22 protein-coding genes are annotated in these 21,506 nt (G+C 57.8%); 14 read left to right on the top strand and 8 right to left on the bottom strand.

The window, feature by feature from the left end:
• The 10 genes from tssI to AKG12_RS12805 all read left to right on the top strand — a co-directional run.
• Positions 1 to 1,473 (top strand): type VI secretion system tip protein TssI/VgrG (gene tssI / locus AKG12_RS12760; RefSeq protein WP_052819084.1); only part of this gene is annotated, 1,473 nt, incomplete at its 5' end.
• Between the two features lie 9 nt (positions 1,474 to 1,482).
• Entirely contained in the window at positions 1,483 to 2,628 is a 1,146-nt protein-coding gene (locus AKG12_RS12765) for a hypothetical protein (protein ID WP_156316044.1), read from the top strand.
• 16 nt (positions 2,629 to 2,644) lie between these two features.
• Positions 2,645 to 3,808 (top strand): hypothetical protein, encoded by a 1,164-nt coding sequence (locus tag AKG12_RS12770; RefSeq protein ID WP_156316045.1) that lies wholly within the window; start codon positions 2,645 to 2,647, stop codon positions 3,806 to 3,808.
• A gap of 78 nt (positions 3,809 to 3,886) precedes the next feature.
• Complete coding sequence (locus AKG12_RS12775; protein ID WP_137002572.1) at positions 3,887 to 4,135, top strand: hypothetical protein; 249 nt, start codon at positions 3,887 to 3,889, stop codon at positions 4,133 to 4,135.
• Positions 4,136 to 4,140: 5 nt separating this feature from the next.
• Positions 4,141 to 5,166 (top strand): DUF2169 family type VI secretion system accessory protein, encoded by a 1,026-nt coding sequence (locus AKG12_RS12780; protein ID WP_052819088.1) that lies wholly within the window; start codon positions 4,141 to 4,143, stop codon positions 5,164 to 5,166.
• Positions 5,163 to 6,230, top strand: a complete 1,068-nt coding sequence (locus tag AKG12_RS12785) for a hypothetical protein (protein WP_052819089.1) — start codon at positions 5,163 to 5,165, stop codon at positions 6,228 to 6,230. The genes AKG12_RS12780 and AKG12_RS12785 overlap by 4 nt, the downstream gene beginning before the upstream one ends.
• Positions 6,227 to 7,363 carry a DUF4150 domain-containing protein gene (locus tag AKG12_RS12790; protein ID WP_052819090.1) on the top strand — a complete coding sequence of 379 codons (1,137 nt, stop codon included), beginning with the start codon at positions 6,227 to 6,229 and terminating at the stop codon, positions 7,361 to 7,363. The genes AKG12_RS12785 and AKG12_RS12790 overlap by 4 nt, the downstream gene beginning before the upstream one ends.
• A 9-nt stretch (positions 7,364 to 7,372) precedes the next feature.
• A complete protein-coding gene (locus AKG12_RS12795; protein WP_082178837.1) occupies positions 7,373 to 8,362 on the top strand; it encodes a type VI immunity family protein in 990 nt (329 codons plus the stop codon).
• A 14-nt stretch (positions 8,363 to 8,376) separates the two neighbouring features.
• Positions 8,377 to 9,369 (top strand): type VI immunity family protein, encoded by a 993-nt coding sequence (locus tag AKG12_RS12800; RefSeq protein WP_082178838.1) that lies wholly within the window; start codon positions 8,377 to 8,379, stop codon positions 9,367 to 9,369.
• Positions 9,370 to 9,378: 9 nt separating this feature from the next.
• Positions 9,379 to 10,368, top strand: coding sequence for a type VI immunity family protein (locus AKG12_RS12805; RefSeq protein ID WP_082178839.1), 990 nt, complete (start codon positions 9,379 to 9,381; stop codon positions 10,366 to 10,368).
• Positions 10,369 to 10,388: 20 nt separating this feature from the next.
• Here the strand turns inward: AKG12_RS12805 and AKG12_RS30230 are convergent, their stop codons facing one another.
• The 3 genes from AKG12_RS30230 to AKG12_RS12815 are packed head-to-tail and all read right to left on the bottom strand — an operon-like array spanning position 10,389 to position 11,520.
• Complete coding sequence (locus AKG12_RS30230; protein ID WP_156316046.1) at positions 10,389 to 10,538, bottom strand: hypothetical protein; 150 nt, start codon at positions 10,536 to 10,538, stop codon at positions 10,389 to 10,391.
• A gap of 8 nt (positions 10,539 to 10,546) precedes the next feature.
• Positions 10,547 to 11,239 (bottom strand): DUF899 domain-containing protein, encoded by a 693-nt coding sequence (locus AKG12_RS12810; RefSeq protein ID WP_046802196.1) that lies wholly within the window; start codon positions 11,237 to 11,239, stop codon positions 10,547 to 10,549.
• Positions 11,240 to 11,241: 2 nt separating this feature from the next.
• Positions 11,242 to 11,520, bottom strand: a complete 279-nt coding sequence (locus AKG12_RS12815; protein ID WP_170979851.1) for a hypothetical protein — start codon at positions 11,518 to 11,520, stop codon at positions 11,242 to 11,244.
• Positions 11,521 to 11,635: 115 nt separating this feature from the next.
• On the opposite strand from AKG12_RS12815, the gene AKG12_RS12820 reads away from it, so the two are divergent.
• Both AKG12_RS12820 and AKG12_RS12825 read left to right on the top strand, forming a co-directional pair.
• On the top strand, positions 11,636 to 12,856 hold the full coding sequence (locus tag AKG12_RS12820; protein WP_052819091.1) for a hypothetical protein: 1,221 nt from the start codon (positions 11,636 to 11,638) through the stop codon (positions 12,854 to 12,856).
• Positions 12,857 to 12,865: 9 nt separating this feature from the next.
• Positions 12,866 to 13,516: a Vgb family protein gene (locus tag AKG12_RS12825; protein WP_052819092.1), complete on the top strand. Its 651-nt coding sequence runs from the start codon at positions 12,866 to 12,868 to the stop codon at positions 13,514 to 13,516.
• 209 nt (positions 13,517 to 13,725) lie between these two features.
• Here the strand turns inward: AKG12_RS12825 and AKG12_RS29380 are convergent, their stop codons facing one another.
• Entirely contained in the window at positions 13,726 to 14,112 is a 387-nt protein-coding gene (locus AKG12_RS29380; protein ID WP_080842909.1) for a GFA family protein, read from the bottom strand.
• A 457-nt stretch (positions 14,113 to 14,569) separates the two neighbouring features.
• Between AKG12_RS29380 and mctS the strand changes: the two genes are divergently transcribed.
• Both mctS and mctR read left to right on the top strand, forming a co-directional pair.
• A complete protein-coding gene (mctS, locus tag AKG12_RS12835) occupies positions 14,570 to 15,967 on the top strand; it encodes a two-component system sensor histidine kinase MctS (protein ID WP_052819094.1) in 1,398 nt (465 codons plus the stop codon).
• On the top strand, positions 15,964 to 16,596 hold the full coding sequence (mctR, locus tag AKG12_RS12840; RefSeq protein ID WP_052819095.1) for a two-component system response regulator MctR: 633 nt from the start codon (positions 15,964 to 15,966) through the stop codon (positions 16,594 to 16,596). Before mctS ends, mctR begins: the two co-directional genes overlap by 4 nt.
• Before the next feature lie 63 nt (positions 16,597 to 16,659).
• On the opposite strand, the gene AKG12_RS12845 is transcribed toward mctR, so the two are convergent.
• From AKG12_RS12845 to AKG12_RS12860, 4 genes are all read right to left on the bottom strand, one after another.
• A complete protein-coding gene (locus AKG12_RS12845) occupies positions 16,660 to 17,772 on the bottom strand; it encodes a TRAP transporter substrate-binding protein (protein WP_046802202.1) in 1,113 nt (370 codons plus the stop codon).
• Positions 17,773 to 17,853: 81 nt separating this feature from the next.
• Positions 17,854 to 19,359, bottom strand: coding sequence for a TRAP transporter large permease (locus tag AKG12_RS12850; protein ID WP_046802203.1), 1,506 nt, complete (start codon positions 19,357 to 19,359; stop codon positions 17,854 to 17,856).
• Positions 19,360 to 19,374: 15 nt separating this feature from the next.
• Positions 19,375 to 19,923 carry a TRAP transporter small permease subunit gene (locus tag AKG12_RS12855; protein ID WP_052819096.1) on the bottom strand — a complete coding sequence of 183 codons (549 nt, stop codon included), beginning with the start codon at positions 19,921 to 19,923 and terminating at the stop codon, positions 19,375 to 19,377.
• Between the two features lie 353 nt (positions 19,924 to 20,276).
• On the bottom strand, positions 20,277 to 21,497 hold the full coding sequence (locus tag AKG12_RS12860; RefSeq protein ID WP_052819097.1) for a LysR family transcriptional regulator: 1,221 nt from the start codon (positions 21,495 to 21,497) through the stop codon (positions 20,277 to 20,279).
• Positions 21,498 to 21,506 lie beyond the last annotated feature (9 nt).

The raw sequence follows: 21,506 nt of genomic DNA on the forward strand, positions 1-21,506 counted from the left end.
GAAGGCAGGGTGCGTCTGGCGCAGGGTTCGTCGGATCGCAACCACATTAGCGACTGGGCGCGGCGTTTTTCCTATGTATCGGGCCAGCGTGCGGGTGCGGACTGGAATTTCGAAACACCGGGCATGGTGCCGGGCACCATGACGCCCTCACTGGTGCAGATGCCGGATGCGACGAAGCGCGAGCTTTATGAATATCCGGCCCGCATCAAGACGGTTGAAGAGGCCGAGCGGGCGCAGAAACTCAGAACCCAATCGATCGAAGCCGATCATGACCGGGTATTCGGTTCGTCGACCACGCGCATCCTGGAAGCCGGCCGCCGCTTTACGCCTTACGAGGTTGCGCATCCGGAACATGCCTACGAAGAGCATGTGATCATCAGGGCAAGCCACAGTATTGTGGATCTCTCCTATGAGACAAACAGCAACGAGCCGGAATATCGCAATCACTTCGAGGCGATCCCGGCGCGGGTGCCGCTGACGCCGCACCGTGCGACGAAGCGGCCGCGGATCGAAGGCACGCAGGTGGCGATCGTCGCCGGTCCTGAAGGCGAGGAAATCCATCCGGATCAATATGGCCGCATCAAGCTGTGGTTCCCGTGGGACCGCAAGGCGAAGAAGGATGGAACCGATACGTGCTGGGTGCGGGTGGCGCAGAACTGGGCGGGCTCCACCTGGGGCGGCCAGATCATTCCGCGCATCGGCATGGAGGTGATGGTTGCCTTCGTGGACGGCGATCCGGACCGTCCGCTGGTGACGGGGGTGGTGCCGAATGCGCGCCAGACCGTGCCTTATGAACTGCCGGCAAACAAGACGCGCAGCACATTCCGCACCAACACGCACAAAGGGTCTGGATTTAACGAATTGCGGTTTGAGGACGAGGCGGCCAAGGAGGAGGTATTTCTCCACGCTCAGAAGGATACGAATTTTGAAATTCTGAACGATTACTCCAAGCGTGTGGGGCGCGATAAATCGGAACTCGTGGCCAACGACAAATCGACGGAAGTTGGTGGCGATCATGACGAGGTCATAGCGGGCAACATGTCGATTGCAGTCGGCGAAAATGCCTTGTCGAACCTTCTGAGGGACAAGACGAAGCTTGTCTTCGACAAGGTTGGAGCTGCCTTGGGCAAACTCAAGATCCCGGACCCATTCAATTTCGCAAAAGGGAATTTCCAGCTTTTCGTCGAGAAAAATCACTCGCAGGTCGTTGGTATTGGTTCCTCGGAGGTTGTCGGCGGCGCCAAATCCACGGTTGTTGGGCATACCTATCAAACGACGGTCGGTAAATCTCACAGCGTCATCGTGCGGGGGCGCTCTGACACAGATATCGGGCGCATCATGAACATTCGGGTGGGCGAACAATTGACGATCAAAGTGGGAGAGAACTCGATGCTGACGATGTCGCGCGAGGGGCATATCGTGATTCAAGGGAAGCATATTCATTTCCAAGCCGACCAGATTACACAGAACTGAGTGTAGGCCATGGCTGAGAAACCGTCAGGATTACCGTCGTCTCGCATGCTGGGTGTGCCGTTTTCCGCATACGACGACGACAATGTCCTGGAGATGTTGAAAACTGACCTGTCGACGTTCAAACGTCACCCGTTTTTTCCGGTGTCTCCGGGGATCACGCCGCCATTTCGCGCGGATGCTCCCCAGCAGTCGTTCAATTCCAAAGGCGGATTATGCGAATATATACCCGCTGTGGACGAGACCGTGCTTTTCGGACGATCGTCCAGCGCAAACAAACTCCTTCCCCAGAAGGAGCGTGAAAACGAGAGCAAGGAAAGCGCCTGGAAATTCGGTGAACTAAGCAAGGACTACAAGGACGCCGGCGTCGGCAGGAAATATCAGCGTGGCGTCAGGGAGTATCTTGCTTCGGGCTATACACGCACCAACCCGGACGGAAAGACCGCCCACGACACCGACTGGCGCGGCAAATGGAAAGAACGGAATTTCCAGGTTGCCGAATATACCTGGTGGAAAGCCGACAAAAAACTGGCTGGAGACAGCTTTGGTGATCCGGCAAAGGATTGGGCTTCGGGAGAATACAAGCTCGGTGCACGGGAGGGCGATGGAAAGGCAGGATTTTCTGTCACCAAAGGCGGAATTGATGCCAAATTGAGCGCAAAAGCCAGTGTCGCCGCTGCTCAGGGAAAAGTCGAGGTTCTCAAGGACCAGGTCATCTCCGGAGCCGCGAAAGGCGCGGTGCTGAAAGGAGAGCTGGAGGGCGAGGTTGCTTTTGTCGGTAACCCTGAAGAGGTAACAGGGACGCTGAAACTCGCCGCCAAGGCCAATGTCATCGAGGGTTCAGTCAACGGAGAACTCTGCCTGACGCCAAGCCGTGTGGGCAATCCCGTCATCAAAGCGTGGAACTGGCTGTTCGAAGAGCACAACCAGCTCATTGAGGACAAATGGGATATAGGTGTGTGCGTTGGCGGTGAACTGCAGGGAGCCGTTGGCGCTCAGGCTGAGGCATCTGCGGAAGCAGGCGTGAAAAAAGGCAAGGCGCGCGCCGAGGTCGGCGCCAAACTTGGTTTTGGCCTCGGCGGCGGCGCCAAAGTGTCCGGCGGCCTGACGGGTCTTGATAAGGCAGCAGACCTCATCAAGGGATGGCAGGGAAAATGATACGGAGAACCGAACGTTGAAGCCTCTATTTTTGGTGCTGCGCCGACTGTCTTTTTCGGCGATGGTTTTAATGACGACCGCAATTGGATTGGATGTTATGGCCGAAGATTATACGAGTCGTTTGACCCTCGACAGCACAGCGAAGGCGTCGGAGCCATATGGCTTTGAGGAAACCAAGGATCTTAACTTCCACTCGGTCAAGATCGATAAATTTATGTGGTTTAAGGAAAAGCGGGCACTGTCCGAATGGGATAAGTACGAAACCTTCGACAATGTGACCCTGCAGACGATCGGTTATGATCCTGCCAATCGCGATCATTTCGAAATCCAGATCATCACCGCCGAGATCAAACCGGAAAAGGTTGCGCGCGGGGTCGATTACGCCCGGCTCTTTGCGAAAGAATGGGCACCTTCGGTCTCCGCGATGAAGGAGTATGGCCGTGACGCTGGCGATGTGTTTGCCCTCGGGCCGGATAATGGATTCAACCGCCGTGAGAGGGTCGCGGTTTGGCGTAAGGATAAGTCGCTGCTCGTCGTGCGCGCTGGCTACGCGGAAGAGGAGGCCGCCCGCGTCGAACCTCGGATCGCGCAATTTTTCGGAGCTTTGAAGCTCGACAACGAAACGACTGACAGCATTGACGGCGCGATGCATCTGGAAGAGCTGCCGTCGAGTGGTGGCGCCGCCTACTCCGCACGCCTGCCGGACGGATGGAAAAAACTGACGCAGAACAGCGATCCCAATCCGTCCTATACGGGGGCGATATTCACAAATTCCAATGATCCAGACGGAAACGCGGCTGTATCCCTGTTCGTCTTTCCAACACCCAAGTCGGATCTGTCGCCAACTGACGACCAACTGCGTCAGCTTGCCGCGAAGGTGGTGGAAATCGAACTGCAAAATCTCATGCCGGACGTCGGCTTTAAGCTGGACCAGGACGTCAGCTTCGTTCCCGGCGAAAAAGTTGGCGATGTGGATAAGGGTTTCATCGACATCGTTACTCTCCAGGGCAGCGAGCAGAAGATACGTGCCAGGACCGTATTGAGCTTCAGGAAGGGCGTTGTCGCCGCAGTGGCTTCGCTCACGGCGTTCCCCGCTACGCCAAAAGATGTTGCAACGATGATCCATACCGACTTCGTCACCCGTACCATCGGAGAGGGTTTGGTGGGTCAACTGAAATGAATATCTGTGGTCGATGGAGCGCCGCTCATTTTGGGATCGGCCTTCCACCTGGGTGAATTTAGAGGGAGTTCGCACGATATGAATCAGATACCTGATCGTAAAGCGCTTTTAGGGGACGCTCTTCCGTTGCCGGAGGATGCATGGGGAAAGCTTCTGAAGCTCGCGACGATGATCGAGTTCGATGGTTCCGGGACGCTGACGATCCGCAACGGCGAGGCCCGAATCTCATTGGGCTCTGACGGCGTGGTGAGGGTGGAAGGTAAAAAGATTATCCAGACGGCTCGTCAGAATATCGCGCTCGACGCTGCCTATATTGACCTGAACTGACCGGCATGTGGGCTGTCAGCAACAACACGCCTTTCTCTGCGGACGGCTATTTCATTCGCGACCGCGATGGAAAGGAATATTGGTGTGTCGCCGTGCGCGGGCGGTTTCGCGCGCGTCCGGACGGTATGACCGATCTTCTTGAGCCGCAGCCCATTCGGCTCTCTCCAGCCTATCGCGATGCCGAGGCAAATGAGCTCCTCGCGGATGCTGATTTCGCACCTTTCAGGCCCGCCGCAGATATTCTTGTCAACGGCTCAGCCGTTGCACCTGACGAGAAGCCGATAGACCGTATCGATGTCACGGTTGCTGTAGGTGCAATGACAAAGCAGGCTGCCGTCACGGGCGAAGCGCGTATGGTCAAAAAAAAGCGCGGCTGGGAGGTCGCCGAAAAAGAGCGGGCCTCGCGCGTCGAACTATCATGGAGGCGTTCGCTCGGCGGAAGCGATCTTTTTGCGGACGATGATGGGGCCGAGTGTGAAGCCAATCCAATTGGCCGGGGCTGGTCACGTCATTTCGAGCGCGCGCCGGAGGGAGCCGAACTGGTTATGCCGCAGATCGCAGCGCCTGCGGATGTCTTCGATCCAGGTCGCCCGCTTTCGCAGCCAGTCGGGTTTGGCGCTATTCAGCCGGCTTGGACAACGCGGCGTATCCATGCTGGCACCTATGACGACGCTTGGATTAAAAACAGGTCGCCGCTTTTGCCTTCCGATTTCTCCGAAAATTTCCACCAGACCGCGCCGGTCGATCAAATCTATTCCGGTGAGTTGCGCGGCGGTGAGCCGGTACGGCTGGAAGGGCTTCATCCGGAAGGCGGTTATGCATTTCGCCTGCCGCAATGTATCCTCGAAGCTGATACGCGTATTGCCGGAAAGACGCTGACGCACAGGTTCAGGCTCGTTCAGGTGGAGATCACTGGCGATGAGCGCCTCGTGGATCTGGTATGGAATGCCCATGTGCCATGTGGCGGGCGCGACCAGGATGTCGAGGTCTCTTTTCTCCGACTGAGGCAAATGGCCGGAGTTGTCGCATGAGAACGGCGGTTTCAATCCTGGCGGCCGGCCTGACGTGTCCGGCGGGCAAAGACTTTGAAACGGCAATTGCCGCCTATTCGAGCGGCGAACGATTTACCGAGAAGGACCGCAAACTGGTGATGGCGGACGGGCGGCCGCCAACCCTTGCGGCGGTCTTTCCGTTGGCGGAAGAGCGGGACTATGTCGAGCGGCTGCGAAAATTACTCGCCTGCGCGCTTGCCGATTGCGTTGCGCAGTTGACGAAGCGCGGACAGGAAAGCGCGGACTATGCGATGCTTCTGCTGCTGCCCTATTGGATGGAGGGCGGACCTGTCGCAGAGGACTTTAATACCAGGCTCCACCAGGCCCCTCTGCCGCAGGTGACGAGCCTCTCCGTTTCCTTTGGCGGACAGGCTGAAAGCCTGCAGCTTGTTGGCAGGGATGGTCCGGAAATCGTGAGGAGAACGGGGGGAATTGTTCTCGTTGCCGTCGTTGACAGTTATATCCACTCAGACATGCTCGACAGTCTGGCCTATCACGGTGAACTGCTGACACGAGACAACCCCTACGGCATGGTTCCCGGCGAAGCTGCGGCCGTGTTGGCGCTTGGGCCGGAAAATGATGTGCGGCTCGGTCGAATCGCGCGCCTTTCTACCATGGAAGAGCCTGAAAGCCCGATTGATCCCGAGCGCGGATTGATGGGGCGCGCCCTTGCGAGCTGTTATGGGATGCTCCTCGAAGGAGGCTTTTCTCCTGATCGCTTTATTGTCGATCTCAATGGCGATCGCGTACGCGCTGAGGAATTTGGCTATGCGATCACAACCAATGCCGCGGAAATGGCCGAGCTGGCCGACAGGGCGGAAATACCGTCGCTTCAGCTCGGTGATCTTGGGGCGGCAAGCGGGCTTGTGATGGCCGCTCTTGCACTTGCGCCGGCGCCGGGATCGCGCAGGGAAAATGCCGAACCGGACGGCGAAGCGTTTCGATACACTCTTCTGTCGGCCAGTTCCCGCGACGGGCTGAGAGCGGCAACAATTGTGGAAAGCGTCCAGCGCGACATAAGAACCGGTAGGGTAGACGCATGAAGGAAACAATTCGCATCAACGGGATTACGCTCTGCCACAAAAACTCCAATGGCTACGTCCGCTCGACCTTGCCGGATGTTTGCCTGACCCCGCCCAAGCCTGTGCCCGTGCCATACACGAATACCGCATTTGCCCGCGATCTTGCCGACGGGACGACCACGGTGTTCTCGCATGGTGGAGCGATGAATGGCGTGCGCGGCTCCCGGTTCGCCAAATCGATCGGCGATGAACCCGGTTCGTCCGGTGGGATCAAATCCGGCACGCATTTGCATCAGGCCACCTTCCTTTCATGGTCCCCCAACGTCTTCATGCAAGGCCGCGCAGTGACGCGCCTTACCGACAAGATGCTCCTCAACAAGGGCAACACCGTATCGGTCGGAGGTTACAAAACCGATCTGCCCGAAGGTGATCCCGAGCGTTACCTGTGTGAAGTGGGCTGCCGCTGTTATGCGCTGCATCGTCCGAGAAACAGCGTTACCGAGGGTCTTGAATGGGTCGATCAGGTGTTGCCGCGCGACGACGAGGCGAGCCCGGGACGCTATCAGCGCTGTGTCGATGCAACGATCCAGGCGCAATATCCGAACACGGTGCTTGGCAGCAGCATGCCGGTCGGCGATCCCCGCACCAATTACGGCTATGTTTCCGAGCTTGGATTCTGGGACCCGAACAATCCGAACAATACATTCCCGGACAAACCGCCCGGCAATATCATCCTGCAGGGAGAGGAACACGACATTCCAAAGGTTCCCCGTCGGGCGCCCTGGGGCGGCACGAGATGGTTCAATGTGCGTGGCTCCCGCTGGCTGGACGTGGTCAAAGTCGAAAACGGCCAGATGACCCACATGTACGACATGAAGTTTCCGGGGGACAAGTTTCCAAATGAAACCGCGAAGGATGACGCCTATCGCGCTATCGCACGACGGCACAGAGCTCGTTACAAGGAGTTCGTGGTGTTGGATGAGTGTGACAATTGCGAGGAATCTGTGAGGCAGCGTGAACAGGAGCGCCAGTGGGAAGCCGAAGAACGATGGCGACAGTTAAAAAAGGGGCTTGAGAATGGCCCGCCGATCTGGCTCCCCTTGCCCGGACCCCGAATCCCGGGTGGGCGCCGCCCGCCCGTGCCAAGCTGGTAGGATGATGTCATGAATTTAAACGAACTGGTCGCTGCCATGGCGAACTTCGAAGAGCGTGGCGAATTGGAGAAGCTTGACGAAATCGGCCTGCCACCGGGCAACGCCATCCAATGGCTGTTCGGGCTGACGGCGGGGTTCTATTTTGCCGATGGTGAGACACGGCGTACACGCCAAGCCATGCTGGATCTGGCGCTACGTTATTACGACCTTACGGAAGGCAACACAAATTTGTTGTCCTTTAACGAGCGTGTACGTCGCATCTCGTCACGGGAAGACGTTGCGCAAAATCTGTCAAAAGACGAGTATTTTGACGAGGGGGAGACCGCGAGCTTCTATATCAGGCACATGCCAAAACAGGCGCTGCGTTCCACCGATCCGGTTCACGACTATTTTACTGTTCTTCTCCCGAGCGCCGGCTACCGCGGCGGCAATGGGCGCTTGATGTATCAGACGCGGTTATCCGAATTATCACGCGACCCAACTGGCGTGGTGCGCCTCTTCGTTGACGCCTGCCGTGATCTCCGGGTTTTTTATGCCGTTTCGGGAATGTCGCTGTTTTTCTATTCCTATGCGGCGGGTGCGACTGAAAAAGCATATCCTCTGTTCCGTCGGTTTCCGGGCCTTCTTTACGAAGATGGCAGTAATTTCACCCTGGAAATATTGCGCCGCATCGATGTGATCCGTGACGTGAACTGGCTGACAGCTGTCAATGATGAGTTGCTTGAGCGCGTCGGTGGTCTTGAGAAGGCGAGAGAGGTGCTCGGAGACGAGATCGTCCTCCATCCCTATGAGGGTGGCGTTGTTTTCCAGGCGGGTGAACGGCCTGTACTGGGCGACCTGAACAAGGGGCGGGTGCCGGCGGCATACCGCGCGGTCAATGATTTCCTCAAGCCCCTGCGCTACGAGAACTGGGACTATCCCTATCTACGAGCGCCCTACGGTGTCGATGAGATGGAGTATACGCAATGGTGGACACGTCGATTTGACGATCAACGTTAAGGCCGCTTAGCCTCGTGAAGTTAAACGAACTCATCACCGCGATGGCCATCCTTGAGGAGCGGGGTGAACTCGAAAAACTGGATGAAATCGGATTGCCGCCCGGCAATGCAATCCAGTGGTTATTCGGGTTGACGGCAGGGTTCTATTTTGCCGATGGAGAAACGCGTCAAATACGCCAGGCCATGCTCGGTTTGGCACTGCGCTATTACGACCTCGCAGAGGGTAATACCAATTTATTGTCATTTAACGAGCGGACACGCCGTATTTCAGCAGGAAAACAGATCGAGGAATATCTGTCGCAGGGCGAATATTACGACGGAAGAGAGACAGCGAGTTTCTATATCAGGCACATGCCAAAACAGGCGCTGCGTTCCACCGATCCGGTTCACGACTACTTTACGGCCCTTCTTCCAGGCGCCGGTTATCGTGGTGGCAACGGTCACCTCATGTGCCAGACGAGGTTATCGGCGCTGTCGCACGATCCGGCAGGTGTGATCCGTTTCTTCGTTGACGCCTGTCGCGATCTGCGGGTTTTCTATGCCGTGTCGGGTTTGTCGCTCTTTTTCTATTCCTATGCGTCTGGCGCAACTGCGAAAGCCTATCCTCTGTTTCGCAGGTTTCCCGGGCTGCTTTACGAGGATGGCGCGCGTTTTGGATTGGCCATACGAGACCGGACGGACACTATCCGTGACGTGAACTGGCTGACTGCCGTCAACGATGAACTGCTCTCGCGGGTCGGCGGTCTCGATAAGGCGCGAGCGGTACTCGGCGAAGAAGTTATCCTTCATCCTTACGAGGGTGGCGTCGTTTTCCAGGCTGGCGAACGGCCTGTGCTCGGTGACCTGAACAAGGGGAGGGTGCCGGTGGCCTATCGCGCAGTCAATAATTTCCTCAAGCCCCTGCGTTACGAGACCTGGGAGCGCGCCTATCTTAGAGCGCCATATGATGTCGATAAGATGGAGTACACAGAATGGTGGACACGCCGGTTTGATGGCGGCGAGCGCTAGGATGGCGTCTTGGATATAAACGGATTCATCGCCACAACGGCGACCCTCGAAGAGCGCGGTGAACTCGACAAGTTGGATGAGGTCGGTTTGCCGCCGGGCAATGCCATCCAATGGTTGTTCGGGCTGACGGCCGGGTTCTATTTTGCCGATGGTGAAACACTGCGGACACGCCGAGCGGCGCTTGATCTGGCGTTGCGCTACTACGATGTTACGCAAGGAAACACCAATCTGCTGACGGTTGGTGGGCGTTCGCGCCGTGTGTCTTCGAGAGATGACATCGAGCGGCATCTAGCACAGAGCAATTACGCTGATGAGAAGGAGACAGCAGGCTTTTATATCAGACATATGCCTGCCAAAGCTCTGCGGTCGACCGATCCGGTACACGACTATTTGACGGCACTTCTTCCCGGCATTGGGTATCGTGGTGGCTGTGGGCACCTGATGTACCAGACGAGGTTGTCGCAACTATCGCTAGATCCAATAGGTGTCGTGCGTTTCTTCGTTGACGCCTGCCGTGACCTTCAGGTTTTTTACGCCGTGTCGGGGATGTCGCTTTTTTTCTATTCCTACGCGACAGGTGCAACCGAACGGGCCTATCCACTGTTCCGCAGATTTCCCGGCCTCCTCTATGAAGATGGCATCCGTTTTGGATTAATCATTTCACAGCGCATCGATGTGATCCGTGACGTGAACTGGCTGACAGCTGTCAATGATGAGTTGCTTGAGCGCGTCGGTGGTCTTGAGAAGGCAAGAGACGTGCTCGGAGACGAGGTCGTCCTCCATCCCTATGAGGGTGGCGTCGTTTTCCAGGCGGGTGAACGGCCGGTGCTGGGCGACCTGAACAAGGGGCGGGTGCCGGCGGCATACCGCGCGGTCAATGATTTCCTCAAGCCCCTGCGCTACGAGAACTGGGACTATCCCTATCTACGAGCGCCCTACGGCGTCGATGAGATGGAGTATACGCAATGGTGGACACGCCGATTTGACGATCAACGTTAAGGCCGCCCAACCTCGTGAATTTAAACGAACTCATCACCGCGATGGCGATCCTCGAAGAGCGCGGTGAACTCGACAAGTTGGACGAGATCGGCCAAGAGCTTTTCCTTGAGACCGTTTCGGGCATCGTATCCTCCCCAGTCACGGCTCGCGGCAATTGCATTGGCAAACATAAGGACTGCTATTCGTACCGATCGTGGCGGCGCACCCAGTCCATTCCTTCGGCTTCGTTGCGTCCCTTCGGGGCGAGATCGAGCAGCTGATAGGTGCCCATCATCGCCTCGACGCCGCGCCCGTAGGTGGAGTAGGTGCGGAAGACCTGGCCGGCGTCGTCCTTGTAGAAGGCGCTGATGCCCGGCCATTCCTCGCCGAGTTCCGGCCACTCTCCGAAATTATAGTCGATCTTTCCGGAGGCGACTTCGCCTGGTGTGAAGCTGACACGGAAATCGTGATTGAAGTCATTTCCGAAGGACGACACCCATTTGAACTGCCAGCCCATCCGTTTACGATAGCGCTCGATGTCGGCGAGCGGTGCGCGCGATACGGCGATCATGGTAACGTCGTGATGCGAAAGATGATTGTTCATGCCATCTGTATGATCGGCCATGAAAGAGCAGCTTGGGCAACCCTCCTTCCATCCCGGCGCGAACATGAAGTGCTGCACCAGAAGCTGCGATCGGCCATCGAACAGATCGGCAAGCGTTCGGGGGCCATCGAGCGTATCGAACACATATTCCTTCTCGATCCGTACCCATGGCAGCGCCAGCCGCTTTTGGGCGACCTCGTCCCGGTGTCGAGTAAGCTCCTTCTCCGCTTTCAGAAAATCCCGCCGGGCGGCGAGCCAGTCTTTGGCTGAAACGATTTTGTGGTTCATTGTCAGTCTCCTCGGGTTTTAGGGGGTGGACATTGCCGCCAGTAAGCGGAAGCGAGCTTCAGCCAGGGCGACAGGTGAAAGAGGCTCATCAGCAGGTACATGAAGGCCATGCCACTGATCGGCAGCATGCCGGGTGGGGACGCGCAGATACTCACCTGAATGTCGTTCGCCGAAATCCAGGCCATCGACGCGAAGGTTGGCGAAGCTGCAAGAACGAGCCAGCCTGTCATATCGCCTGATCGCAGGGTGTCCGAAGAGCGTTTTCTTGTTGGTTTGGACATTGTCATTTCTGAATTCCCAATTGAGGTTCGACAACGCTTCCCGCGACGCTTAGCCTGACAAAAATCTATGTCCGAATGGCGGGAGAATGTGAGTAACAAGTGTGACGGGATTTGAATGGACACTCTGATGACCTTCGCGGCGCGGGCGCTTGCGGCGGGCGATCCGCTTGCAGCACTCAAGCACATCGCACTACGCGCCGATGCTCCTGCACTCGCCCTGCGCGGCATTGCCATGGCGCAACTCGGCGACCTTGCGCGCGCGAAGGAACTGCTGGGAAACGCAGCACGCGCTTTCGGCAACCAAGAGCCTATGGCCCGTGCACGATGCAATCTCGCGGAGGCAGAGATCGCGTTGGTCTTGCGCGACCTTGGCCGTCCCATGGAGGGGCTCGCCGCCGCCCGGTCCACGCTGGAGACATTCGGAGACTTCGCGAACGCCGCGCATGCCGGCTATCTCGAAGCAAGGCGCTTGCTGTTGATCGGCCGTCTCGACGAAGCCGAGCGGGTTCTGGGCGGCTTCGATGCCGGTGCGTTGCCGATGACATCGCGGGTAGGCTACGAGTTGGTAGTCGCGGGCATCGCGATACGCCGCATACGCGCGAAGCCGGCTCGTGATGCGCTCGATCGCGCGGAAAGCGCCGCGGCTGCCTTTGGCAATGCCGCATTGAAAGCCGAAGTCGACAGAGCCGTACGGAACTTCGAAGCGCCTGCCGCGCGGCTGGTCGCGCGCAATGGAGAACGGCTTCTTCGGCTCGATGAGGTCGAGGCGCTCACTGCATCGGGGGCGACCGTCATCGATGTGTGCCGGAACGTCGTGCGCGCCAATAAAGCCATCGTCTTTCTCGCCAGTCGTCCGGTCCTGTTCGCACTCATGCGCGTGCTCGGTGAGGCTTGGCCGGAAGATGTCACGCGGGAAGAGCTTCTCGTCCGCGCCTTTCGCGCACGGGAAGCAGATGAATCGCATCGCGCTCGGCTGCGGGTCGAGATCGGGCGTCTGCGCGAGGCAATCAGGCCCTTGGCGGAGATACGCGCCACCGAGCGGGGATTCGTATTGGAGCCCCATGATAGCGGCGCGGTCGCGGTGTTTGCGCCGCCTGTCGAAGACGAGCATGGCGACATGCTGGCGCTTCTCGCCGATGGCGAAGCCTGGTCCAGCTCCGCGCTGGCGCTCGCGCTCGACGTCAGTCCACGCACGGTACAGCGGGCGCTCGACACCCTTGCGCAAAATGACAAGGTGGAATGGTTCGGCCACGGGCGCGCCCGTCGCTGGATTGCGACGAGCGTACCGGGTTTCCCGACAAGCTTGTTACTCCCCACCGTCGGCGTTCTAGTCTAGGATGAGGGCATGAAACAAACAGCCGCCGAAATCATCCGCGAATATGGCCCTTTTCCCGGAGTGGATCGCGTCCATGGGGTCAGCTTTGACGGCCGCCGGGTCTGGATGGCGACAGGCGAGAGGCTGGACGCCTTCGATCCGGACAACGGGAACGTGCTGAACTCGCTTAATATTGCCGCTGATGCCGGCACGGCATTCGATGGCAAGCACCTGTTCCAGATTGCTGAAGCGGTGATTCAGAAGGTCGATCCACAGACTGGCGAGGTGCTTGCCACGATTTCCGCCCCCGGCAATGGAGGTGATTCCGGTCTTGCATGGGCTGAAGGTTCGCTCTGGGTCGGGCAACATCGCGGCCGCAAAATCCATCAAATCGATCCTGAGACGGGAAAGGTGCTGCGCACGATTGAAACCGATCGCTTCGTTACCGGGGTCACCTGGGTCGACGGCGAGCTCTGGCACGGTACGTGGGAGAACGACGAAAGCGATGTCCGCCGCATCGATCCTTCGACCGGTGAAGTATTGGAGCGGTTGGATATGCCGGCGGGAATGGCAGTTTCAGGACTTGAATCTGACGGACGCGATCGGTTTTTCTGCGGGGCTGGCGATAGCCCCAAAGTACGCGCCATACGCAAGCCAAAACGATCTGAAACCGCAATGTGAAACAAGAAGCAAGTCGCCGGCTTATGTATCCTTATTCGTTGGTCTTCTCGGCGGTAACCGTTCACATGGACATCTGCGATGTCGTTTAAGGACCTGATACTGGAGGCAACGCGCGAGCAAGCTTGATGAAAACGGCAAAGTCGGCGGTTCGTATCCCTTCAACAGCAATTGTGTGTAGTCTCGAAAGCTCGTGCGTTCGGCCTTCATCTCTATCCAGAATCTCGAAAAGATAGGGAAACCCATGCATGGCGGGTCGCTTCATACACGCTCTGAGTTGGTTCCATAGCATCTGGGTCTTCAAAACAGCCCAAGGCGATGGCGACGAGGTTAGGTCGAAATTCCGGTATCCAGTAGACGGTTGATCCGCAAGTGGGGCAAAAACGGAACTCTAGGCGCTTTCCGCTATCTCCAGGTCGTATATAGGTTTGGTGTTTCCCCGACGCCCTGATTTGATCGGCAGCATAAAACACTGCGACACCGAACGCTGAACCGGTACGATGCTGGCATGCACGACAGTGACAAACGGATATCTTATGGGGTTCGCCGTTTGTCACCACTGTTAGCTGATGACATGAACAATGGGCTAGGCGCACAATTTTGCTCCCAATTCCAAATTTTTTCGATCCTGAATATGCGCGATGACGACGATATCGGAGCAGTCAGCTTTGATCAAATTGACATTCGCAAGGTCTTACCGAGGATGATCATCCTTGCGGTATCCTACACTATTCCGTTGCCGGTGTAGTTACCGGCTTTATCGCTCGGATCGAGCCGCCCACCGCAGGCGCGGTCCTGCGATATCACATAGCGACCAGATAGGGCGCGCAGCACGGACGAGGGTGGGAGCCTTTCGGTCACCCCGGCGAGAGAGAACTGTTCTATCTCAGCGCGGTTGAGTGACACTATTCGGAGGGCGTCACACTGTTCCTCGCTGCACAGATTTCCCGAACCCCTTTCTATTTCGCCTCAGGATCATGTTCTGACACGCTCGACTTGCCGTATGAAGTATTGTTAGCTGGGGGTAAGTGAGAGCGAATGTGTCGGAGGGGCCGCATGAGACTCAGGAACCAGATTCTCGCATTGGCCATCGGGCCTCTCGTTCTTGCGATTATCGTTATCACAGCACTTATTACGTGGCAGTCCATGACGCTGGCGCGCACGAGCATCGATGCGTTCGAACGAAACATGCTCGCTGCAAAGGAGGCTGAACTCCTCAACCTCACCAATTTGGCCCTTTCGGCGATCCGTTCGGTCTATGACAGGGCGGGAACTGATGACGAGGCTGCGAAGGAGGAGGTCAAGCGAATTCTGACTGACCTCGATTACGGTACGGACGGCTATTTCTTTGTCTATGATTATGACGGGGTAAACGTCGTTCATCCGCGACAAAGCTTTCGTCCAGGGAGTAATTGGCTGGATCTTTACGATCCCGACGGCAACCGCGTCATCTATGACCTGATAGTCAAGGCGAAAGAAGGAGGAGGTCTTGTCCAGTATAAATGGGAGAAGCCCTCGACCGGGAAGATGGCTGATAAGCTTTCTTTTGCAGCCGGCCTCAACAAATGGCGCTGGATGATTGGTACAGGGGTTTATCTGGATGATGTTTTTGCCGCGACAGCGGCGGCGAAGGAGGAAATGCGCCGTTCCATTACATGGAATTTCCTGATTGTTGCACTGTTTGCGGTCCCTGCCGTGTTGCTGGTGTTCGCCACCTGCATGCTGCTCAATCTGCGTCAGCAGAGGTTGGCAGACGGACGGCTCAAGGAACTGATGCAGAGGGTTATCGATACCCAGGAAGAGGAGCGCCTGCGCATTGCTAGAGAATTGCATGACGGAATTTCTCAAAATCTCGTCGGAGTGCGCTTTGCGATTGATCTCGCGCGGCGCAAGGTGGCGCCTGACAATGTCGGAGCCGGCGAGGCGATCGGCAAGGGCGCCGTCGCATTAAATGAGGCGATCAAGGAGGTACGTCGTATTTCCCACGATCTTCGCCCGCGTGTCCTCGACGATCTGGGGCTGACGGCAGCGCTGGAATCCCTCATCTCGAGTTTTTCCGAACGCACGGGAATAGCGGCGACGCTTGAATCCGTAGCCTTCAAGCATATGCTTGTCCCCGAGGCGCGGGTTGCACTTTACCGTGTCGCACAGGAGGCGCTGACCAACATCGAGCGCCATGCCGGCGCGACGCAGGTCGCCATCCGGTTTTCCAGTCGCGATGAACGGGTACAGATGGATGTCAGCGACAATGGCCGCGGCTTTCCGACCGTTCGGACAGAGAATGGGATGCCGGCAAGCAAGGGGCTCGGTTTGAGAAACATGCAGGAACGCATGACGCATTTCGGGGGCAGGCTGGATGTCGAAAGCTCCGCAAGGGGAACCGTTCTGCGGGCGGTGCTGCCCATCACCGCCATGAAGGATCGCAATAGCGGCTTACAGGAGGCCGCCGAGTGACCGTTCATCCGATCCGTGTGCTGCTGATCGACAACCATCCTCTGGTTCTGGATGGGTTGAGGGCCGTCCTCGAGACTTACGAGCATCTCGCAGTCGTTGGAACCGCATTGTCCGCCATGGCCGGTATCGACGCGGCTGTCGCCACGCGGCCCGATGTGGTGCTGATGGATATCAACATGCCGCAGATCAATGGCATCGATGCCCTGGAACTGTTCAAGGAAAAGCAGCTTTCCGCCCGGGTGCTGATGCTGTCGATGCATGACAGCCGGGAATATATATCGACATCGGTCATGTATGGTGCGGCCGGTTACGTTCTGAAGGACGTGGCGACCGAAGAAATAGTCGCCGCAATCGAAACCGTGGCTGCCGGCGGCACCTATTTTTCCTCTGGCGTTCGCGATGTGCTGATGGAGGGGGCTTCCGGCAGGCTGAAGGCGCTGACGACACGCGAGCAGGAGGTTCTGCTGCTGATCGCGCGCGGAAAGAGCAATCGCGACGCTGCCCTGGCGCTCGACATCGCCGAGCGCACGATGGAAACCCATCGCAAGAATATCAAGAGGAAACTGGATATAGCGACGACTGCGGGTCTCATCCGCTATGCGATCGATAACGGGCTTATCAAAGAATAGCCGCTAAAGGCCCGAGGCCCCGGAATGTCGCCATCCGGGGGCCTCGGTAAAGTCTATGCCGGCTTATTTGCCGGCCGTCTGCATGGCATAGCCGTAGCTGTCATAGGTATATTCGGCGACGCGGAACCATTCAAAGCTCTCGTCGCGGAATTTCTTCCAGCCCGGATAGATCTTGGCCCATGCGGGATGCTTCTGTGTGTACTCGTCATAAAGCTCGAAGGTCGCCTTGTAGGCGGCGTCGAGCACATCGCGGGGCAGCGGGCGAAGCTGAGTGCCCTTGGAAACCAGCGAGCGGATCGCATCCTTGTTCTTGACGTCGTACAGCGCCTGCATGTTGATGTTGGCGGCTTTGCAGGCGGTGTCGAGCGCTGCCTTGTATTCATCAGGCAGGGCTGCATATTGGTCCTTGTTGACGAAGAAGTGGATCGTCAGTCCGCCCTCCCAGAACGCGGGGTAATAGTAGTATGGCGCGATCTGGTAGAAGCCGAGCTTTTCGTCGTCATAGGGACCGACCCATTCCGCGGCATCGATGGTGCCACGTTCCAGCGCCGGATAGATGTCGCCGCCCGGGAGCTGCTGCGGCACCGCGCCAAGCTTGGCAAGTACCTGCCCCGCGACGCCGGCAATACGCATCTTGAGGCCCTTGATATCCTCGACGCTCTTGATTTCCTTACGATACCAGCCGCCCATCTGGGCGCCCGTCGCTCCACCGGGAATACCGATGACGCCGTAGTCGGAAAGGAATTCGTTGTAAGCCTCGTTGCCGCCGCCATGGTAGAGCCATGCGTTCTGCTGGCGGGCGTTCAGGCCGAAGGGGATGGTCGAGCCGATGGCGAATGTCGGATCTTTCCCCGTGAAATAGTAGCCGCAGGTATGGGAAATCTCGACGGTATTGGCTTTTACGGCATCGATGGCCTGGGCGCCGGGAACGATTTCACCGGCCTGGAAGACCTGGATTTCGAACTTGCCGCCGGTAATGGCCTTCAATGCGTTCGCCATAACGACGGCGCCGCCGTAGATGGTGTCCAGATTGTTCGGAAAGCCCGACGTCAGGCGCCATCGCACGTTCGGCAAAGATTGCGCTATGGCCGGCGTGGCGAGCGTCGAAGCGGCCGCAGCCGCCCCGGCAAGCACGCCGCCGGACAAGAAGTGTCTGCGGTCCAGATTGTTCCTCATAAGATTACCTCCTCCTATTGAAGTGACCGACGCTTGGTGTGTCGATGGGGTGCGGCGGGCGCTTGTGCGCCCGTCGGAATGTCAGGGGTTGCTGGGCTTGCCGAAGCTTGGGGCGTTGCCGCCAGGGGCGAAGGGATTAGCGAACGGATCGGCGTCGCTACCTGCGCCGGGCATCGGTACATTGATATGGACGGCCGAGGGATCGGCGACCTTGGCACCCGACTTGTAGTGCATCACTATTCCGGGGAAGGCGATGATGATGATGACCATGGCGAGCTGGATGAAAAGATAGGGAATGGCGCCGAGATAAATCTGGGTCGAGGTGACCGGCTGGATCGTCTGTCCCGTGATCCGATCCTTATAGGCACGCGTCGGTGCGACGGACCGCAGGAAGAACAGCGAGAAACCGAAGGGCGGGTGCATGAACGACGTCTGCATATTAACCGCCAGCATGACGCCAAACCAGATCAGGTCGATGCCAAGCGCATCGGCGACCGGCGCCAGCAGCGGGATGATGATGAAGGCCAGCTCGAAATAATCGAGGAAGAAGGCCAGGAAAAACACCAGCAGGTTGGCGACGATCAGGAAGCCGATCTCGCCACCGGGGATCGATGTCATCAGATGCTCGACCCAGACGTGACCGTTCACGCCATAAAAGGTCAGGGAAAAGACGCGCGCGCCGAGCAGGATGAGCAGAACGAAGGACGACAGCTTTGCCGTCGCGTAGAGTGACTGCTGGATCAGGCCGAAATTGAGTTTACGGTTGGCAAGCGCAAGGGCGAGCGCGCCGACAGCACCCATGGCGCCACCTTCCGTGGGGGTGGCGATCCCGAGGAAGATCGTGCCGAGCACGAGGAATATCAGGACGAGCGGAGGCACCAGCGAGGTGATGACCTTGAGCAGCAACTTGGTGCCGCGCAGGGTCCGCGCCTCCAGCGGCAGGGCCGGGACCTTTGTAGGGCTGATGATTGATGTGATGATGATGTAGAGCGTATAAGCCGTTACCAGCATCAGACCCGGAACAAGCGCTCCCTTGTACATGTCGCCCACCGAGCGGCCGAGCTGGTCAGCCAGCACGATCAGCACGAGACTTGGGGGGATGATCTGCGCCAGCGTGCCTGACGCGGCGATCGTACCTGCGGCGATTTTGCGGTCGTAGCCATAGCGCAACATGATGGGAAGCGAGATGAGGCCCATCGAGATGACCGAGGCGGCGACGACGCCGGTGGTGGCGGCCAGAATTGCCCCGACGAAGATGACGGCGAAGGCGATGCCGCCGCGGACCGGTCCAAACAGCTGGCCGATCGTGTCCAGCAAATCCTCCGCCATGCCGCTCTTTTCAAGAATGAGCCCCATGAAGGTGAAGAACGGTATCGCCAGCAGCGTTTCGTTAGACATCTGGCCGAATATGCGATCGGGAATGGCCTGGAATAGCGTGGCTGGCAGCAGGCCGAGTTCTATCCCGATGAAGCCGAAGACAAAGCCGACAAAAGCCAGCGCGAAGGCTACCGGATAGCCGAACAGCAGCACGATGATGAGCGCGGCGAACATGATCGGCGCGAGATTTTCCGCAAGGAATGCCATTATTGTTTCTTCCTTCGATCAGAGCATTGCTGCTGCGGCATCAGCCGCTGCAACCGGATCGGGGATATCGCCGCGCAGGATTGCGACGCGTTTGATGAGTTCCGACACGCCCTGAAGGGCGAGCAAGCTGAAGCCGATTGGTATCAGCGCCCAGACCGGCCATTGAATGAGCCCGCCCGTGTTGTTGGAAACTTCACCGGAGGCAAATTTCTGCAGGAACACCGGCCAGGAGAGATAAACCGTGATGAGGCAAAAGGGCATGAGAAAGAAGATGGTCCCGAGGATATCGACCCACAATTGCCCCTTGCGCGGCAGGCTTCCGTAAATCAGATCGACCTTCACATGCTCGTTGTTGAGGAGCGTGTAGGCGGCGGCGATCAGAAACACAGCGGAGAACAAATACCACTGGGATTCAAGCCAGGCGTTGGAACTCATCGAGAACGCCTTGCGCATGGCGGCATTGATGGCGCTGATGAGAATGGCGGCGAGCAGCAGCCACGAAATACCTTTGCCAATAGCAGAATTGGCAGCATCAATGGCGCGCGAAAGCGCCAGCAAAAACTTCATGAAATCCTCCCCGGAAGCGGCCGCGTACTCCTCGATACGCGTGCTGCCGCTATAGTTCGGGCACGATATCAATGGCGTCTTCACGCTCAAGGGCTGCTGCCGGAGAATTTCTTCAGGCGTACCGAGAACTGGGTATGTGAGGGGCAACTTCAGTAAGACGGCAAGGGATAATGAAATGAAAGAGCGTGCTTGGGCACCCAATACTTCGTCGTGCTCGACATCAACCCGGAAGACAGGCTTCCCGTGATCGCCCTCTATTTCTCTTGCAAGTTCATTGCGCTGGAAGCCCAGCGCTCGGCGAAATGATAGAGACTTGAAGCCAAGTTGCAGGAGCCGAGCTTACCCGGCCACCATTAGTTCGTCATATCAAGCAGCTGAAGAACGCGCTGCGCCATATCTGTGCCTCTGTCATCGGCGCGCCAGGCTAATAGCAATGGAACGGAAAATGTCATCGGCAATGGGATTTTCGTCACCTTGGGGGAGGTTATTCCCACGCCGGACGGCAATATCGAACAATATCCATGGCCGACAATCAGTTGCACTGCCACCGGTATGCTGTCGATCTCAATCAACTGCACCTTTGATAGCCAGGTTGGCCCAAGCAGGTGCTCGAGAAAGCTCTCGGCCGTCTGGCGCAATCCGGAGGCGCGGGAAGGTAGTACCAGAGGGTGCTTGAGGATCGCCTCGCGCATCTGTGACGGTGAATATGCATCCGCCAGTTCAGGTGCTTCATGCTGCAGGAAACATGAAAGGTGGCTGCGCAGAACCTCACGGCTGCGCAGGCGGGAATTGTTGACTGGCATGTCGACAAGGACTGCATCGTATCGCTGCTGTTCAAGCCCTTCCAGCAGACTGTCTGCAAGTCCGGGCTGCATCAGCAGCGGTGTGTCGAAGCGCCGTGCCCAGTTGGCGGCAACGCGCGCCAGAATAATTGCCGTCGGGCTGTCAGTTGTTGCGGGAGGAATGCCGCCGAATGACCAATGGCGCAGATGCCGCTTGAAACGCAGGGCGGATGTGGAGTCCAGCGCAGCCCAGATATCGCGTAATTTGTGGACGTGGGGCGATACGCGCAGCCCCTCGGGCGATGCGCGCGAGCCGCTGCGGGTCCGTTCAAAAAGCCGGACGCCCAGGTTTTCCTCCAGCATCGCCATCATCCGCGTCAGCTGTGGTTGCCCGATTTGAAGCCTCAATGCGGATTTACGGATCGAGCCCGATTCGAGAATGTCCACGAAGCGGAACAGTGCAATCAGCGACACGCTTCTCTGATAAATATCATTCGCATGGTCATCGCCGCACGCGCCGTGGATCGCGAAGATTTCATGGGTGGCCTGCGCGAGATACGGGCTAAGTCGCCCGCCTTCGGCTGTCAGGATCAGGCCTTTTGCGCCCTGGACGAAAAGCTTGACGGAGAGGGCGGTTTCCAGGCGGCTGACGGCATCCGATACGGTTGAAACCGGAATTCCCGTTGCCTTGGACGCAAGGTGGATGCCGCCGAGACGAACCACCTGGTCACATAAAAGAATCGTCGAAACCTTCACCGCCCACGCCTCGTCTTGACCTTCCCATTCCGGCATCGGCTGTCC

The organism is Agrobacterium sp. SUL3 (assembly GCF_001263295.1).
GTDB lineage: Bacteria > Pseudomonadota > Alphaproteobacteria > Rhizobiales > Rhizobiaceae > Agrobacterium > Agrobacterium tomkonis.